Source organism: Streptomyces sp. G7(2002), assembly GCF_028870195.1.
Classification (GTDB): domain Bacteria; phylum Actinomycetota; class Actinomycetes; order Streptomycetales; family Streptomycetaceae; genus Streptomyces; species Streptomyces nigrescens.
In genome coordinates this window covers 6,253,312-6,269,744 of the sequence record NZ_CP102609.1, presented here as the reverse complement: position 1 = coordinate 6,269,744, position 16,433 = coordinate 6,253,312, and the positions used below count along the sequence as shown (strand labels likewise).

At 72.0% G+C, this 16,433-nt stretch carries 15 protein-coding genes and 1 pseudogene; 10 read left to right on the top strand and 6 right to left on the bottom strand.

Features of this window, described 5'->3' with window-relative positions:
• The first annotated feature begins 230 nt into the window (after window positions 1-230).
• Window positions 231-980 (top strand): PIG-L deacetylase family protein, encoded by a 750-nt coding sequence (locus NUT86_RS26760; RefSeq protein WP_159486346.1) that lies wholly within the window; start codon window positions 231-233, stop codon window positions 978-980.
• Between the two features lie 55 nt (window positions 981-1,035).
• Here the strand turns inward: NUT86_RS26760 and NUT86_RS26755 are convergent, their stop codons facing one another.
• The gene (locus NUT86_RS26755) at window positions 1,036-1,980 is read right to left on the bottom strand and encodes an alpha/beta fold hydrolase (protein ID WP_274737957.1); all 945 of its coding nucleotides are present in this window, start codon (window positions 1,978-1,980) and stop codon (window positions 1,036-1,038) included.
• Window positions 1,981-2,353: 373 nt separating this feature from the next.
• Between NUT86_RS26755 and NUT86_RS26750 the strand changes: the two genes are divergently transcribed.
• Window positions 2,354-3,112, top strand: coding sequence for a carbonic anhydrase (locus tag NUT86_RS26750; protein ID WP_274737955.1), 759 nt, complete (start codon window positions 2,354-2,356; stop codon window positions 3,110-3,112).
• A 101-nt stretch (window positions 3,113-3,213) separates the two neighbouring features.
• Here NUT86_RS26750 and NUT86_RS26745 read toward each other — a convergent pair whose 3' ends face one another.
• Entirely contained in the window at window positions 3,214-3,636 is a 423-nt protein-coding gene (locus NUT86_RS26745; protein ID WP_018089362.1) for an ATP-binding protein, read from the bottom strand.
• Between the two features lie 161 nt (window positions 3,637-3,797).
• Here NUT86_RS26745 and NUT86_RS26740 point away from each other — a divergent pair, with 161 nt between their 5' ends.
• Together NUT86_RS26740 and glpK are read left to right on the top strand one after the other, a co-directional pair.
• On the top strand, window positions 3,798-4,565 hold the full coding sequence (locus NUT86_RS26740) for an IclR family transcriptional regulator (protein ID WP_093637594.1): 768 nt from the start codon (window positions 3,798-3,800) through the stop codon (window positions 4,563-4,565).
• Window positions 4,566-4,603: 38 nt separating this feature from the next.
• On the top strand, window positions 4,604-6,118 hold the full coding sequence (glpK, locus tag NUT86_RS26735) for a glycerol kinase GlpK (RefSeq protein WP_093637820.1): 1,515 nt from the start codon (window positions 4,604-4,606) through the stop codon (window positions 6,116-6,118).
• A 105-nt stretch (window positions 6,119-6,223) separates the two neighbouring features.
• On the opposite strand, the gene ychF is transcribed toward glpK, so the two are convergent.
• Window positions 6,224-7,312, bottom strand: a complete 1,089-nt coding sequence (gene ychF / locus NUT86_RS26730; RefSeq protein WP_018089359.1) for a redox-regulated ATPase YchF — start codon at window positions 7,310-7,312, stop codon at window positions 6,224-6,226.
• A 345-nt stretch (window positions 7,313-7,657) separates the two neighbouring features.
• Here ychF and NUT86_RS40485 point away from each other — a divergent pair.
• A pseudogene (locus tag NUT86_RS40485) lies at window positions 7,658-8,176 on the top strand (DUF6542 domain-containing protein); the annotation flags it as partial.
• 61 nt (window positions 8,177-8,237) lie between these two features.
• Here NUT86_RS40485 and ppgK read toward each other — a convergent pair.
• A complete protein-coding gene (gene ppgK, locus NUT86_RS26725; protein WP_018089358.1) occupies window positions 8,238-9,131 on the bottom strand; it encodes a polyphosphate--glucose phosphotransferase in 894 nt (297 codons plus the stop codon).
• Window positions 9,132-9,216: 85 nt separating this feature from the next.
• Window positions 9,217-10,236 carry a 4-hydroxy-3-methylbut-2-enyl diphosphate reductase gene (locus NUT86_RS26720; protein ID WP_051104100.1) on the bottom strand — a complete coding sequence of 340 codons (1,020 nt, stop codon included), beginning with the start codon at window positions 10,234-10,236 and terminating at the stop codon, window positions 9,217-9,219.
• A gap of 84 nt (window positions 10,237-10,320) precedes the next feature.
• On the opposite strand from NUT86_RS26720, the gene NUT86_RS26715 reads away from it, so the two are divergent.
• From NUT86_RS26715 to NUT86_RS26700, 4 genes are all read left to right on the top strand, one after another.
• Complete coding sequence (locus NUT86_RS26715) at window positions 10,321-11,862, top strand: APC family permease (protein WP_274737951.1); 1,542 nt, start codon at window positions 10,321-10,323, stop codon at window positions 11,860-11,862.
• 231 nt (window positions 11,863-12,093) lie between these two features.
• Window positions 12,094-13,329: an exodeoxyribonuclease VII large subunit gene (gene xseA, locus NUT86_RS26710; protein WP_262042054.1), complete on the top strand. Its 1,236-nt coding sequence runs from the start codon at window positions 12,094-12,096 to the stop codon at window positions 13,327-13,329.
• Between the two features lie 29 nt (window positions 13,330-13,358).
• Window positions 13,359-13,652 (top strand): exodeoxyribonuclease VII small subunit, encoded by a 294-nt coding sequence (locus tag NUT86_RS26705; RefSeq protein ID WP_274737950.1) that lies wholly within the window; start codon window positions 13,359-13,361, stop codon window positions 13,650-13,652.
• A 243-nt stretch (window positions 13,653-13,895) separates the two neighbouring features.
• The gene (locus NUT86_RS26700; protein ID WP_018089353.1) at window positions 13,896-14,489 is read left to right on the top strand and encodes a malonic semialdehyde reductase; all 594 of its coding nucleotides are present in this window, start codon (window positions 13,896-13,898) and stop codon (window positions 14,487-14,489) included.
• Window positions 14,490-14,567: 78 nt separating this feature from the next.
• On the opposite strand, the gene NUT86_RS26695 is transcribed toward NUT86_RS26700, so the two are convergent.
• Window positions 14,568-15,104, bottom strand: a complete 537-nt coding sequence (locus tag NUT86_RS26695; protein ID WP_266439489.1) for a DUF4245 domain-containing protein — start codon at window positions 15,102-15,104, stop codon at window positions 14,568-14,570.
• A gap of 205 nt (window positions 15,105-15,309) precedes the next feature.
• Here NUT86_RS26695 and glpX point away from each other — a divergent pair, with 205 nt between their 5' ends.
• Window positions 15,310-16,341: a class II fructose-bisphosphatase gene (gene glpX, locus NUT86_RS26690; RefSeq protein ID WP_093637586.1), complete on the top strand. Its 1,032-nt coding sequence runs from the start codon at window positions 15,310-15,312 to the stop codon at window positions 16,339-16,341.
• Window positions 16,342-16,433: the final 92 nt, after the last annotated feature.

Below are 16,433 nucleotides of genomic sequence, written 5' to 3'. Positions count from 1 at the left end.
CCAGCTCAGCACGTGTATCGAGCGAGATCGGGCTCCGGAGACCCCCGCATCCCCACCCCGCGCCACCCCACTGTTTCTTTCCACCCGGGTGGACGCCACCCATACATGTCACGATCGAAACGGGACCACGTTCGAGGAACACGTCCGAAACGGCATACCGAACACGGCACGGCACGAAGACGCCGCACCAGGAACGTGGACGCGGCACCAGGACGGGAAGGAAGGGCCCCATGTCCGCCGAACCCCACCTCTCCCCCATGCCCAGGGACTGGCAGCGGGCCCTCGCCGTCGTCGCCCACCCGGACGACCTCGAATACGGCGCCGCGGCCGCCATCGCCGAATGGACCGCCGCCGGGCGCCAGGTCAGCTATCTCCTGGTCACCCGTGGCGAGGCCGGGATCGACGGGCTCGCACCCGCGGAGTGCGCCGCGGTCCGTGAGACCGAACAGCGGGCCGGTGCCGCGCTCGTGGGCGTCCACACCGTCGAATTCCTCGACCACCATCGCGACGGGGTCATCGAGGCCGGCCCGGCGCTGCGCCGCGATCTGGCCGCGGCCATCCGCCGCCACCGCCCGGAGCTCCTGGTCACCCTCAACCACCACGACACCTGGGGCGGCGTCCAGTGGAACAGCGCGGACCACCGGGTGGTGGGCCGCGCGGTCCTGGACGCGGCGGGTGACGCCGGCAACCGCTGGATCTTCCCCGAACTCGCCGGCGCGCAGGGCCTGGCGCCCTGGAACGGCGTGCGCTGGGTGGCCGTGGCGGCCTCCCCGTACCCCACGCACGCCGCCGAGGTCGGCCCCGGCATCGACCGCGCGGTCGACTCGCTGGCGGCCCACAGCACCTACATCAAGGGCCTGGGCGGCGCCGGCCAGGACCCCCGCGCCTATGCCCGCAGCTTCATCGAACAGACACTGCGCAACGGCGGCGAACGCTACCGGGGCCGCCCCGCCACCCTCTTCCAGCTCTTCCCCCGCTGAGGTTCAAGCCCTCCGGGGAAGCCCGTGGTTCACACCCTCCGGGGAAGCCCGCGGTTCAAGCGCCCCAGGGAAGCCCGCGCACGAACCCGGACACCAGCTCCGCGACCTCCGCCGGCCGTTCCAGCAGCATCGCGTGTGTCCCGTCCACCCCGGCGACGGTCACCTGCGGCCGGGTTCGCGCCAGTTCCCCCAGATCGCGTGCCAGCCCCTTCACATAGGCCGCCATCAGCGCGTCGAACCACGGGGGCACGCCCGGCACCGGGGGATGGGGGCGCAGCGCACGGGCGATCAGCAGCGGCCGTGTCACCCGCCGGTACAGCGCGAACAGATCGATACCCGCCATCGCCTCCTGCAACTCCAGGGCCTGCTTCCGCCCCGGCCGCAGAAAGAGCTGCCCGTCCGCCGCCTCTCCCAGAGACCGGCGCACCCCGGCCTCCATCAGCTCCGCCGGAATGCCCAACTCCACCGCCATGGCCGCCTGATAGCCGATCACCGCGTCCAACGCCTCAGGGTGAAAGGTTCGTCCGCCCGCCTCGTCGGCGAACTCCCGTGCCTCCACCAGCCGTTCTCGCACATAGGCCACGTCCAGCCCCACATACTGCTCCGGACGCCCCATCCCGTGCCCGTCGACGTTCACCGCCGCCGGCACGCGCCCGTCCCGCTCCAGGCAGTACGCGGCGACCATCCCGCCCAGCGAATGCCCCACCACCACTGCGTCCGGCGCCCCGCACGCCGCCAGCACCGCCGTCACATCGCCGGCCACCACGTCGAAGGTCCACGGCACCGCACCGTCCCCCGACCGCCCGTGCCCGCGCAGATCCATCGCCCACACCCGGTGCCCCGCCGCCAGCAGCGGGGCGACCTGCGCCCAGTCCTCCAGCGTCCGCCCCGCACCGTGCAGCAACAGCACCGCGGCGCCCTCCCCGCCGTGATCCCGCACGGCCAGCTCCACGCCGTCGGCCGCCCCACACACCAGATCCCTGCCCGCGCTCGTCGTCATGCCCTCACGCTAGGGCCGCGAACAAGCCCCAAGATCATCCGCAAAAAGGATGCCCCGGCCGCCCGTTCCGGGTCAGAATGGATCAACCCCCTTTTCCTGTGGGCCCCTTGCCGGGTCCGTTCATCGCCCCTGCCGTACCACGCAGGAGACGTGGCGGATGTCGCCCGGCCGGCACGCCCGGCACCTCCCGCGTCTCGCGCACCCGCCTCGGGAGCACGGGCCGGGCCGCCCCCGACCCGACCGGTTCTGTGGGCCGTCGGTGGCACAGCGGGCCGCACCCGCTTGCGCCTCCCGTCGCGTCGCCCCGCCACGCTGAACAATCGCCCTGGTCAGGACGTACGCATACGTCGCAGCGGACTGAGGGGAACGACCGATGGACGGAGCGAGACAGCCGGGTCGCAGGGCCCTGCTCACCGGCGGACTGTTCGTCGCCACGGCGGCACTCGCGGGGTGCTCATCGAAGAGCGGCGCCCCGGCGACGGCCGGCACCTCGCCGCAGGCGCGGCCGACCATGCAGCCGACCGCGCGGCCGACCACACCCGCGGCGGCCTTCACGCGCCTGATCGAGGGCAACGAGCGCTGGGTGAACGGGGACCTCCAGCACCCCGACCGGGATCCGGACCGGCGCGAGTTCGTGGCACAGAAACAGGAGCCCTTCGGGTCGGTCCTCGCGTGCATCGACTCCCGGGTGCCGCCGGAACTCCTCTTCGACACCGGGCTGGGAGACCTCTACGTGATGCGCACGGGCGGGGAGGCGATCGACCCTGTGGTCACGGGTTCCGTGGAGTACGGGCCCATGACCAGCGGCACTCCGCTCATCGTGGTCCTCGGGCATCAGCGGTGCGGCGCCGTCGAGGCGTCGTACACCTCGCTCCGTGACGGCAAACCGCTGCCCGGCAACCTGGAGGCGATCGCCCGGGCGCTGCGGCCGGCGTACGAGCAGGCGGTCCGGGAAGGCGGTGACGACCCGGTCGACACCATGGCCCGCGCCCAGGTCACGCTGACCGCGGCCGAACTGCGCGCCAACCGGGACCTGGCCCCGCTCGTGAAAAAGGGCGACCTTGCCGTGGTCGGCGCCTATTACTCGCTCGACACGGGCAAGGTGGAGGTCCTGGCGGGCGCGCCGTCCTAGGAGAGGCCGCCACCGGACGGGGTAGCCAGGAGGGGGCCGGGCTCGGTGGGAGCCCGGCCCCCTCCCGGCGTGCGCGCCGGCCTGTGCCGGGGCCCGGCGGCTCACGCGGTGAGGAGCTTCGCCCACCAGGTGATGCCGCCCGCGTGGACCCGTGTGCCGCACTCGGCCGCCAGGGCGGTGACGATGTCGAGCCCGCGGCCGTGCTCGTCCGCGTCGGCCTCGACGGCCGGCCGCCCGTCCGCCGCCGCGGTCCCCGCGTCGGTGACCTCGACGCGCAGGGCGTGGCTCCCGTCGACGACCCGTGACAGCCGCAGCACCGCCGGCGGCAGGGCGTGGACGACCGCGTTGGTGATCAGCTCCGAGATCACCAGGAGCGCGTCCTCGGCGAGGTCCGGGGCCAGATTCCAGTCGGCCAGGACCGTACGCACCCGCCGGCGTACGACGGAAACGGCCTCGGGGATGTGGGGCAGCGGACAGACATGTTCGTCCGCCTCCCGAACCACTGCGTCAAGCTGTGCCGTCATGCCGCCTCCTTCGAGGCTCCTGCCGGCTGGACACCGGTCTTGAGAGGGACGCTAGGGGGGACGGCAGGGGCGGTCAATGAACGTCGGTCGGCATTACCGAACGCTGTTGCGGAGAGCCGTCCCTTCCGGTCCGATGCCGACTACGGGACTACGCTTGCCTCATGGCCGGCCCGGTCCAGTCGATCGAACGGGCGGCGGCAATCCTGCGTCTGCTCGCCAGTGGGCCCCGTCGGCTCGGACTGGGTGAGGTGGCCGCTTCGCTCGGACTGGCGAAGGGCACCACCCACGGCATTCTGCGCACCCTGCAGAACATCGACTTCGTCGAGCAGGACCCGGCGACCGGGAAGTACCAGCTCGGGGCCGCGCTCCTGCACCTGGGCACCAGCTACCTCGACGTGAACGAGCTGCGGTCCCGCTCCATCAACTGGGCCGACGCCCTGGCCGCCCGCAGCGGGGAGGCGGTCCGCCTGGGCGCGCCCCTGGAGGGCAAGGTGCTCATCGTCCACCATGTCTTCCGCCCCGATGACACCCTCCAGACCCTGGACGTGGGCGCGCTGCTGCCGCTGCACGCCTCCTCGCTCGGCAAGGTGCTGCTGGCCTTCGGCAGCGTGCCCCTGGAGCCGGCCGTGGAGGCCGGGCTGGAGGCGTACACCCGGCACACCCTGGCCGACCCGGAGCGCCTGACCCGGGCGCTCACCGAGGTCCGGGAGCTCGGGTGGGCCGCCGAAGTACAGGAGATGATCACGGACGAGGCAGGCGTCGCCGCGCCGATCCGGGGCCACGGCGGCCTCGTGGTGGGCGCCATCGGCGTCTCGGGCACGGTCGAGCGGATCTGCGACTCCCAGGGCGTCCCGCAGCCGGACCTGGTCACCCAGGTCCGCCACGCCGCCCGGGCGATCTCCCGGGATCTGGGAGCCGCCCGCTGGTGAGCCCCGCCGCCCTCGTGCCCCGCAACGGAAGGCTGATCATGGTTGAGCGGTATGTGATGTCCATCGACCAGGGCACCACCTCCACCCGGTGCATCCTGTTCGACCACCAGGGGCGGCTGGTGTCGGTCGCCCAGCGGGAGCACCAGCAGCACTTCCCTCAGCCCGGCTGGGTCGAGCACGACGCCGTCGAGATCTGGCACACCCTGCAGCGCGTGGTGCCGCACGCGCTCGCCGACGCCGATGTCCGCCCCGAGGAGGTCGCCGCCGTCGGGATCGCCAACCAGCGCGAAACGACCGTGCTGTGGGACCGGCGTACGGGCACCCCGCTGGGCAGGGCGATCGTCTGGCAGGACACTCGCACGGCCCCGCTGGTCGAGGAGCTCAGCAGCCGGCCCGGGGACGAGTTCTTCCTCCAACGCTGCTGCCTGCGCCCTTCCACCTACTTCTCCGCCCCCCGGATCCGCTGGCTGTTCGACCATGTCGACGGGCTGCGGCAGCGCGCCGAGGACGGCGAGGTGCTGTTCGGCACGATGGAGAGCTGGCTGATCTGGAACCTCACCGGCGGCCCGGCCGGCGGCCTGCACCTCACCGATGTCACCAACGCCAGCCGCACCATGCTCATGAACATCAGCACCCTCGACTGGGACGAGGAGCTGCTGGAGTTCTTCGGGGTCCCCCGCCCGATGCTCCCGGAGATCCACTCCTCGGCCGAGACCTACGGAACCGCCCGTTCCGTCCTTCCGGGCGTCCGCATCGCCGCGGCACTCGGCGACCAGCAGGCGGCGCTGTTCGGCCAGACCTGCTTCGCCCCCGGCGAGGCGAAGTGCACCTACGGAACCGGCAGCTTCCTGCTGCTCAACACCGGCACCGACCTCGTACGGTCCCGGCACGGACTGCTCACCACCGTCGCCTACAAGATCGAGGACCAGCCCGCGGTCTACGCACTCGAAGGCCCCATCGCCGTCACCGGCGCGCTGGTCCAGTGGTTCCGCGACCGGCTGGGAATGATCAGCACCGCCCCCGAGATCGAGACCCTCGCGCGCACCGTCGAGGACAACGGCGGCTGCTACATCGTCCCGGCGTTCTCCGGCCTGTACGCGCCGCACTGGCGCAGCGACGCCCGCGGAGTCATCGTCGGCCTCACCTCGTACATCACCAAGGGCCATCTGGCCCGAGCCGTGCTGGAGGCCACCGGCTGGCAGACCCGTGAGGTGGTCGACGCCATGAACGCCGACTCCTCGCTCGCCCTGAAGGTGCTCAAGGTGGACGGCGGCATGACCTCCGACAACCTGCTCATGCAGTTCCTGGCCGACGTGCTCGATGTGCCCGTGGTGCGCCCCATGGCCGTCGAAACGGTCTCCCTCGGCGCCGCCTACGCCGCCGGACTCGCCGCCGGCTACTGGCCCGACCTGGAGGTCCTGCGCCGCAACTGGCACCGCGCCGCCCAGTGGCTGCCGGACATGGACCCCCAGCGGCGACGCTCGGAGTACGAGAACTGGCAACGCGCCGTCGAGCGCTCCCTGGGCTGGATCCGACAGCCGAACCCGCCGTGACACGGGCGCCTCGGCACAGAACAGAAACGGGGCCGGTCCCAAAGGGAACCGACCCCGTCCGACCTGGACGTGTGCCAGGTCGCTACGCCAATGCGCAGGCGTGGACTAGACGTTGAACCGGAACTCCACCACATCCCCGTCCTGCATCACATAGTCCTTGCCCTCCATGCGGGCCTTGCCGGCCGCGCGGGCGTCGGCGACCGAGCCGGTTTCGACCAGGTCGGCGAAGGAGATGACCTCGGCTTTGATGAAGCCCTTCTGGAAGTCGGTGTGGATGACACCGGCCGCCTCGGGGGCCGTGGCGCCCTTCTTGATGGTCCAGGCGCGGGTTTCCTTGGGGCCGGCCGTCAGGTAGGTCTGCAGGCCGAGGGTGTTGAAGCCGACGTGGGCGAGGGTGGCGAGGCCGGGCTCGTCCTGGCCCACGGACTGGAGGAGCTCCAGGGCCTCGTCGTCGTCCAGCTCGGCGAGGTCGGCCTCCAGCTTGGCGTTCAGGAAGATCGCCTCGGCGGGCGCGACCAGGGCGCGCTGCTCGTTCTTGAAGTCCTCGTCGGTCAGCTCGTCCTCGTCGACGTTGAAGACGTAGAGGAAGGGCTTGGTGGTGAGGAGGTGGAGGTCGTGCAGGAGCTCCTCGTTGCCGGAGCCCTGGACGATGCCCGCGGCGAAGAGCGTGTCGCCCTTCTCCAGGATCGCCTTGGCCTCCTCGACCGCCTTGACCTTCGGGGCGATGTCCTTCTTGATGCGCGACTCCTTCTGGAGGCGCGGCAGGACCTTCTCGATGGTCTGGAGGTCGGCGAGGATCAGCTCGGTGTTGATCGTCTCGATGTCGCTCTTGGGCGAGATCTTGCCGTCGACGTGGACGACGTTCTCGTCCTTGAAGGCGCGGATGACCTGGCAGATCGCGTCGGACTCGCGGATGTTCGCGAGGAACTTGTTGCCCAGGCCCTCACCCTCGGAGGCGCCGCGGACGATGCCCGCGATGTCGACGAAGTCGACGGTCGCCGGGAGGATCTTCTGGGAGGAGAAGATCTCCGCCAGCTTGGCCAGACGCGGGTCGGGGACGCCGACGACACCGACGTTCGGCTCGATGGTGGCGAACGGGTAGTTGGCCGCCAGCACGTCGTTCTTGGTCAGGGCATTGAACATGGTCGACTTGCCGACATTCGGCAGACCGACGATTCCGATCGTGAGCGACACGTGGCGACTCGACTTCCGAGCGAGAGGTGGTGGGGTGGGCAGCGGCCCCGGGAGGGCCGATCCACCAGTCTACGGGGCGGCGCGGGCCGAGCGGCCGCCACCGGGACAGGTCCGCGCCGCGCCCCGCCCCCGGCCCGTAGCGAACTCGGCCGCAAGGTCGGCGAAAGCGCGTGTCCCGCGACCGGTTAATACCACTTAGCGGCCTACCGTTGCCGGGTGGAGCAACACGAAGCGCGCACGCCCCAGCACAGCCCGCCGCGGTCCGGACGGCCGCCAGCGGGCCAGGACGCCCGGCTCCCGCGCCCCGCGGAGGCCGTGACCCCCGATCCCGACGACGCCTCCGCGATGCGGGCCTCCGGGTTCGCGTCCGTACCGGCCTCCGCCACGGCCGCCGTGCACGCCGCGCCGCGTGGTCCCGCGCCGGCCGGGGCCCTCCGGGCACCCTCCCGGCCGGCGGCGGCCGCGGTCCCCGGACGCGGCCCGGCTCCCTCGGCGGGCGCGGAGTCCTCCGCCGTCCACCGGGCGCCGCCGCGGCGCCCGGCCCCCGACCCGCCGGCCGGCCCGCAGCGCCGGATGCCGGCCGCCAAGCTCACCGGTCTCGGCTGCTGGCTGCTGGCGACGCTGGCGCTGCTGGCGTTCGCCTTCGTGGACCGGCTGCTGTTCGGCGGCGCACCGACCGCGTACGGCGTCTGCTACCTGCTGGTGGGCATCGGCGCGGCGGTGTGGGTGCGGCCGTACGACCTGGTCTGTGCGCCGGTCACCCTGCCGATCGCCTTCACGCTCGGCGCGCTGCCGATCCAGCACGGCGGGGACGGCTTCGAGGGGCTCTTGATGGGCCTCTTCACCGTCCTCGCGCTGAACGCGGGCTGGCTCTACGCGGGCACGCTGGTCTGCGCGCTGCTCGCGATCGTCCGGCGGGCGCTGATCATCGCCCGTCGTCGGGCCAGCCGACCGGTGAGTCGACCGCAGAGCGCACCGCGCGGGCAGCAGAACCGGCCGCCGACGCGGTCCGCCGACCGGACCCGGCCGCGGCCCGGGAACCGTCCGAGGCAGGTGGCTCGCCAGCCCGAGCGGCGTGCGCAGCCATCGCGGCCCCCACAATCCCCGCATTGTTCTGAAGCTGAGCCGGCACGATCTCGGCCCTGATGCCCTCGATCAGCGGCAGGAACTTCTCCGCTTTACGGCTCACCCCGCCGCCGATCACGAACAGAGCGGGCGAGAAGAGCATCTCCACATGGGCGAGGTACTTCTGGACCCGGTGCGCCCAGTGCTGCCAGCTCAGGCCCTCGTCCTCCTTGACCTTCGTGGAGGCGCGCTTCTCGGCGTCATGGCCGTGCAGCTCCAGGTGGCCGAGCTCGGTGTTGGGGACGAGGCGGCCGTCGATGAAGATCGCGCTGCCGATGCCGGTGCCGAGGGTGAGCACGACGACCGTGCCGGTCCGGTCGCGGCCCGCGCCGTAGCGCATCTCGGCCAGCCCGGCCGCGTCCGCGTCGTTGAGTACTGTGACGGGGCTGCCGGCGGCCTCGCCGCTCAGCCGGCCGGTGAGCAGGGCGTCGGCGTCCAGGCCGATCCAGCCCTTGTCGACATTGGCGGCGGTACGGGTCGTCCCGTCGGTGACCACACCGGGGAAGGTCGCACCGACCGGCCCCGACCACCCGAAGTGGTCCACGACCTCCTTGACGCAGTCCGCGACCGCTTCCGGGGTGGCCGGGTGCGGGGTCAGTACCTTGTAGCGCTCCTCGGCGAGATCGCCGCGCGCCAGATCCACCGGGGCGCCCTTGATGCCCGATCCGCCGATGTCCACACCGAAGACCTTCATGGGAAAAGGCTAGGCGCGGACGGGGCGGCTCGCCCCCGGGATGAGTCGACTCATGGCCCGGACGGCGAACCGGCAGCGGCGGGGGTCAGTCCTCGGTTGCCGCCTTGGCCTCGGCGCGCAGGTCGCGGCGGAGCTCCTTGGGCAGCGAGAAGTGGATGGACTCCTCGGCGGCCGTGAGGGTCTCGACGTCCTCGTAGCCGCGCGCGGCGAGCCAGTCCAGGACACCGTGGACGAGAACGTCGGGGACGGAGGCACCGGAGGTGACGCCGACCGTGCCGACACCCTCCAGCCAGGCCTCGTCGATCTCCTCGGCGTAGTCGACCAGGTGGGCGTCGCGGGCGCCGGCGCCCAGCGCCACCTCGACGAGGCGCACGGAGTTCGAGGAGTTCTTGGAGCCGACGACGATGACCAGATCGGCCTCGGCGCCCATCTGCTTCACCGCGGTCTGACGGTTCTGGGTGGCGTAGCAGATGTCGTCGCTGGGCGGCGAGAGGAGGTTGGGGTAGCGGCCCTTGAGGGCGTCCACCGTCTCCATGGTCTCGTCGACCGAGAGCGTGGTCTGGGAGAGCCAGACGACCTTGTCGGGGTCGCGGACCTCGACGTTCTCGACGTCCTTGGGGCCGTCGACGAGGGTGATGTGCTCGGGCGCCTCACCGCTGGTGCCGATGACCTCTTCGTGGCCCTCGTGGCCGATCAGGAGGATGTCGTAGTCCTCCTTGGCGTAGCGGACGGCTTCCTTGTGCACCTTGGTGACCAGCGGGCAGGTCGCGTCGATGGTGGCGAGCTTGCCGCGCTTGGCCTCGTCGTGGACGACCGGGGCGACGCCGTGCGCCGAGAAGATGACGATGTTGCCCTCGGGCACCTCTTCCGTCTCTTCGACGAAGATCGCGCCCTTCTTCTCCAGGGTCTTCACGACGTACTTGTTGTGCACGATCTCGTGGCGCACGTAGACGGGGGCGCCGTACTGCTCAAGGGCCTTCTCGACGGCGATGACGGCGCGGTCCACGCCCGCGCAGTATCCACGGGGGGCGGCGAGCAGGACCCTGCGGCGCGAAGCGGCTTCGCCCGGGGTGGTGGCGGGAGTCGGGCTGGGCGAGGAAGTCATGCGTCCCATCGTAAAGGCGCGCCCCCGCCCCCGAAGATCGCACCGCTGGCCCAGACTGAGGGCGGCACGCAGCGAGGAGGACAGATGCCGGTCACGGGCGGCAGTGGGGAGGAGGGGGCGGCGGACGGCGCCGCGGGCGGGGGCGGGGGTTCCGCCGCTACCGGGGCGCTGCGGCGGACGCTGACCTTCCGGGATCTGCTCGTCTACGGGCTGCTGTTCATCGCCCCGATGGCGCCGGTCGGAATCTTCGGCGCGCTGCAGGCCACGTCGCACGGTGCGGTCACCCTCGTCTACCTGGTCGCGACCGTCGCGATGGCGTTCACCGCCTTCTCGTACGCCCAGATGGTGCGGGTCGCCCCACGGGCCGGGTCGGTCTACACGTACGCCCGGGTGGGGCTGGGCGAGGGCGCGGGGTTCGTCGCCGGATGGATGGCGATGCTGGACTATCTGCTGATTCCGGCGGTGGCGTATCTGTTCTCCGGGATCGCGCTGCACGCGCTGGTGCCGTCCGTGCACCCGTGGGTGTGGACGGCGCTGGCGGTGGCCGTGACGACGCTGCTGAATCTGTCGGGCGTACGGACCGCGGCCCGGGCCGGGTTCGCGGTGCTGGCGATGGAGATCGTGGTGCTCGCGGTGTTCGTGGTGTCGGCGGTCGTCGAGCTGATCGCGCACGGGGCTCCGCGGGGCTGGGCCGAGCCGCTGACCGGTGAGGGCGGTTTCTCGGCCGGGGCGGTGCTGGCCGCGGTGTCGGTGGCGGTGCTGTCCTATCTGGGCTTCGACGCGATCGCCTCGTTCGCGGAGGAGGCCGGGGGCGGGGAGGACGGCCGGGGGCCCGGCGGGCCGGACCGGGTGGCGCGGGCGGTGCTGAGCTGTCTGGTGGTGGCCGGTGTGCTGTTCGCCGTGCAGACGTATCTGGCGGCGCTGCTGATGCCGGTGAGCGCGGCGGAGCTGGCGGCCCGGCCCGCGGAGCAGGGCGCGGCGTTCTACGCCACGGCCGACTCGGCGGTGGGCCGGTGGCTGCAGGACCTGGTGGCGGTGAGCAAGGCGGTCGGTGCGGCGTTCGCGGCGCTGGCGGGGCAGGCCGCGGCCGGCCGGCTGCTGTTCGCGATGGCCCGGGACCGGCGGCTGCCGGGGGCGATGTCGAAGGTGGACGCGGGCAGCGGGGTGCCGCGCCGGGCGCTGCTGGGGGCGGCCCTGGTGACGCTGGTGGCGGCGGTGGGCGCGGCCCGCAGGGACGACGGGCTCGCGCAGCTGTCGTCAATCGTGAACGTGGGGGCGCTGACGGCGTTCGGACTTCTGCACGCGTCGGTGATCGGCTGGTTCTGGGTCCGCGGACGACGGGGGCGCCCGCCGCTCGGGCGGAGCGGCGGGCTCGTCGGGCGGAGCGGGGAGCTCGGTGGGCGGAGCGGAGAGCTCGTCGGGCGGACCGGAGAGCCCGGAGGAGGGCCACCGAGTGTGCTGCGGCGTGCGGTGGTGCCGTTGCTGGGGCTGGCGGTGGTGGTCGCGGTGGTCGTCGAGGCGTCCGCCACCGCGCAGCTCGTGGGCGGGGTCTGGCTGGTGTCGGGGCTCGTGGTGCTGGCGGTGCAGCACGGTGGACGGGCGCGGGCGGGCGGGGCGCGGGGCTGACGGGGACCGGCCGCGGCTGCGGGGGCGGCGGGCGGTGACCGGCGGCGGGAGCGGCCGGGGGGGCGACCGGCGGCGGGAGCGGCCGGGGGGGCGACCGGCGGCGGGGGCGCAGACCGGGCCGGACGCTGGACCGGACGCCGGGCCGACGGACACGGCCGCGGGGCGCCTCCCGGCCGGCCACGGGCCGCGCGGCCGCGGCCACTGTCAGTGCCCGCCGCTACTCTCGCTCGTATGGCTGTTTCTACGTCCCCGGAAACGCCGATCCCGGTCGGCGAGGTGTCCCGGCTCATCGGCGGCTGGATCGAGCGGCTCGGCGCGGTGTGGGTCGAGGGGCAGATCACCCAGCTCTCACGGCGGCCCGGCGCGGGGGTGGTTTTTCTGACGCTGCGCGACCCGTCGTACGACATCTCGGTGAGCGTGACGTGCTACCGCCAGGTCTTCGACAAGGTCGCCGATGTGGTGAGCGAGGGCGCCCGGGTGGTGGTGCACGCCAAGCCGGAGTGGTACGCCCCGCGCGGCCAGCTGTCGCTGCGGGCCGCCGAGATCAAACCGGTCGGGGTCGGTGAACTCCTCGCGCGCCTTGAGCAGTTGAAGAAGTCTCTGGCCGCGGAGGGGTTGTTCGCGGCGGACCGCAAGAAGCCGCTGCCGTTTCTGCCGCAGCTGATCGGGCTGGTCTGCGGCCGGGCGAGCGCCGCGGAGCGGGACGTCCTGGAGAACGCCCGGCACCGCTGGCCGGCCGTCCGCTTCGCGGTGCGCAATGTGCCGGTGCAGGGCGTGCATGCCGTCCCGCAGGTGGTCGCGGCGGTCCAGGAGCTGGATGCGCTGCCCGAGGTGGACGTGATCATCGTGGCCCGGGGCGGCGGCAGCGTGGAGGATCTGCTGCCGTTCTCGGACGAGCAGCTCGTACGGGCCGTGAGCGCGGCCGTGACCCCCGTCGTCTCGGCGATCGGCCATGAACCGGACAGTCCGCTGCTGGATCTGGTCGCCGATCTTCGGGCCTCGACGCCGACGGACGCGGCGAAGAAGGTGGTGCCCGATGTGGGCGAGGAGCTGGCCCGGGTCGAGCAGCTGCGGGAGCGGGCGCGGCGGGCGGTCGACGGGTTTCTGCAGCGGGAGGAGCGGGGGCTGGCGGCGGCGCTGCAGCGGCCGTGCATACAGCGGCCGCAGCGGATGATCGAGGACCGCGAGGAGCAGGTCACGGCGCTGCTGGAGCGTGGCCGCCGGACCCTGGGGCATCTGCTGGACCGCGCCGACTCGGAGCTGACGCACACCCTGGCGCGGGTGGTCGCGCTCTCCCCCAAGGCGACGCTGGAGCGCGGCTATGCGGTCCTGCAGAAGCCGGACGGTGCGGCGGTGCGCTCACCCGGGGAGGTCGGCGCGGACGAGACCCTCCGGGCCCGGGTCGCCGAGGGCGAGTTCACGGTGCGGGTGGACGGCGCCCCGGGCGCTGCCACGGCCGCCGAATAGTGCACGGACAGACTCTTAGGGTGGGAGACATGGCGAAGGCGAAGACGGACAACGCGGCGGACGCGGAGCAGGGTGCGGCGGCCGGGGTGGCGCAGGTGGCCCCGGTGGACTCCACACTCGGCTACGAGCAGGCGCGGGACGAGCTGATCGAGGTCGTCCGCAGCCTGGAGGCGGGCGGCACGACGCTGGAGGAGTCGCTCGCGCTGTGGGAGCGCGGCGAGGCGCTGGCGAAGGTCTGCCGCCGCTGGCTGGACGGTGCGCGGGCGCGGCTGGACGCGGCGCTGGCGGAGTCGCCGGACGAGGCCGGGGCGGAGCGCGCCTAGAAGCACGCCTAGGAGCACGCCTAGGGGGTGTCTCTCCCTGGGGGGCGGCCCCAGCGGCCTTCCGGACCCCGGAACGAAAGCCGGTCCCTGTGAACCGACTCACAGTGATCCCATTTTAGTTGAAACTTAATCTATTCCGTTTACAGTGGTTCTCGTAGCACCCTGTGACGGCACCGCACTCACCGCAGTGCCAGCAGGACCGCCTGACCTGAACCCCCCATCTGACTCACCGAGGTGCCCTTTATGTCTCTCGCCCTTGACGCCGCCGCTCAGGACCTCCTGTTCCGTGAGGCCCAGACCGCCAACACGTTCACGGACGAGCCGGTGACGGACGAGCAGATCCAGGCCATCTACGACCTGGTGAAGTACGGCCCGACCGCCTTCAACCAGACCCCGCTGCGGATCACCCTGGTCCGTTCCGAGGAGGCCCGTCAGCGTCTGGTCACCCACGCCATGGGCGCCAACGGCCAGAAGACCCTGACCGCGCCGCTGACCGCGGTCCTCTCCGTGGACCTGGACTTCCACGAGAAGCTGCCGAAGCTCTTCCCGGCCGCCCCGGGCATCAAGGACTCCTTCTTCTCCCAGGCCGCGGCCCGCGAGGTGGCCGGCACCCAGAACGCCACCCTCCAGGCCGGCTACTTCATCGTCGGCGTCCGCGCCGCGGGTCTGGCCGCCGGCCCGATGACCGGCTTCGACTTCACCGGCATCGACAAGGAGTTCTTCGGCGACGGCAAGCAGAAGTCCTTCCTCGTCATCAACATCGGCAAGCCGGGCGCCGACGCCTTCCACCCGCGCTCGCCGCGGCTGGACTTCGACGAGGCCGTCACCGCCGTCTGAGCCCGCTCCCGCAGCTCCACGCATGAGGCCGCCGCACCCTCCCGGAGGGTGCGGCGGCCTCATCGATGTCCCGGCTGGTCAGCCCTTCTTCGCCACCAGCGCGGCGGCCAGATCGGCGAGCCGCCCGTACGGCGCGGTGCCGGTGATGACCGTGGTCACCCCGGACTCCTCACGGACCAGCGCCCGGTACTTGTCGCCCTGGTAGCGGTCCCACTTCTTGCTGCCGACGGCCTGCTTGCCCTCGGCCTTGGCCGCGCCGAGCGTGACGTCCTGGATGAACTTCCGCGGCATGGCATCGCTCTGCTCGATGGCCGCGTACTCCTGCTCCGGGTCGAGCATGCCCAGATGCCAGGCGCCGCCCTTGCCGTCCTCGCTCGCCTTGTAGGAGACGGAGGTGGCGCGCCAGGTCTTGGGCAGCCCCTCGGGCGCGGCGACCGCATAGGGCGCCGCCCGACGGGCCGTGATCAGTTCGACGCGGTAGTCGACCCGCTTGACCGCGTTCCTCGCCGCGTCCGCGCTCTCGTCGTGCGGGATGAAGATGTAGATCGCCCCGACGAGGATGCCGATCACCGCCAGCGACAGGACCATGTCCCGCACCGTTTGCCTGCCTCGCATACCTGCCACGTCCCTATGGTCCCCTATGGCCGCCGCGGACCCGACAGGCCCCCCGGTGATGGTCGTGACCTGCGCAAACAACCGGTCCCCCGGCTCCCCCGCGGCTGCTCATGCGTGGGGCCCTCTGCTCATTTTGGCGAGGTACGGATAAGGTCGGTATCACCCTCATCCTTCACGGCCGTCGCCGTACAGAAAGGTGCGCTCGATGACCGAGCATCATCTCCCGTCCCCACTCGAGGTCAGCCCCGAGGCCCCGGACCGCAACCTCGCCCTGGAGCTCGTCCGGGTGACCGAGGCCGGTGCCATGGCGTCGGGCCGCTGGGTAGGGCGAGGTGACAAGAACGGCGCGGACGGCGCGGCGGTCAAGGCCATGCGCGCCTTGATCCACACCGTCTCGATGAACGGCGTCGTGGTCATCGGGGAGGGCGAGAAGGACAACGCCCCGATGCTCTACAACGGTGAGCGCGTCGGCGACGGGACCGGCCCGGAGTGCGACGTGGCCGTGGACCCGGTGGACGGCACCACGCTGACCGCCAAGGGCATGGCGAACGCCGTCTCCGTGATGGCGGTGGCCGAGCGCGGCTCGATGTTCGACCCGTCCGCGGTCTTCTACATGGACAAGCTCGCCACGGGCCCCGAGGCCGCCGACTTCGTCGACATCACGGCACCGGTGGCCGTGAACATCAAGCGGATCGCCAAGGCGAAGAAGTCCGCGGTCGAGGATGTCACGGTGGTCATCCTGGACCGTCCCCGCCACGAGGGCCTGGTCAAGGAGGTCCGGGAAGCCGGCGCCCGGATCAAGTTCATCGCCGACGGCGATGTCGCGGGCGCGATCATGGCGGCCCGCGAGGGCACCGGCGTGGACCTGCTGCTGGGCATCGGCGGGACGCCCGAGGGCATCATCGCGGCCTGTGCGCTGAAGTGTCTGGGCGGCACCTTCCAGGGCAAGCTGTGGCCCAAGGACGACGAGGAGCGGCAGCGCGCGCTCGACGCCGGGCACGACCTGGACAAGGTGCTGGAGATCGACGACCTGGTCCGCGGCGACAACGTCTTCTTCGTCGCCACCGGCATCACCGACGGCGAACTGCTGCGCGGTGTCCGCTACCGCGCAGAGAACGCCTACACCCAGTCCCTGGTGATGCGTTCCAAGTCCGGCACCATCCGCCAGATCGACTCCCAGCACCGGCTGTCGAAGCTGCGCGCCTACAGCTCGGTGGACTTCGAGCGCCCCAGCTAGCGGCGCCCCGGCGGGCCCGTAACGCCCGCCCCCGTACACACACTTCGCCCCCGTCGGAGAGTCTCCGGCGGGGGCGAAGTGACCCCTACGTG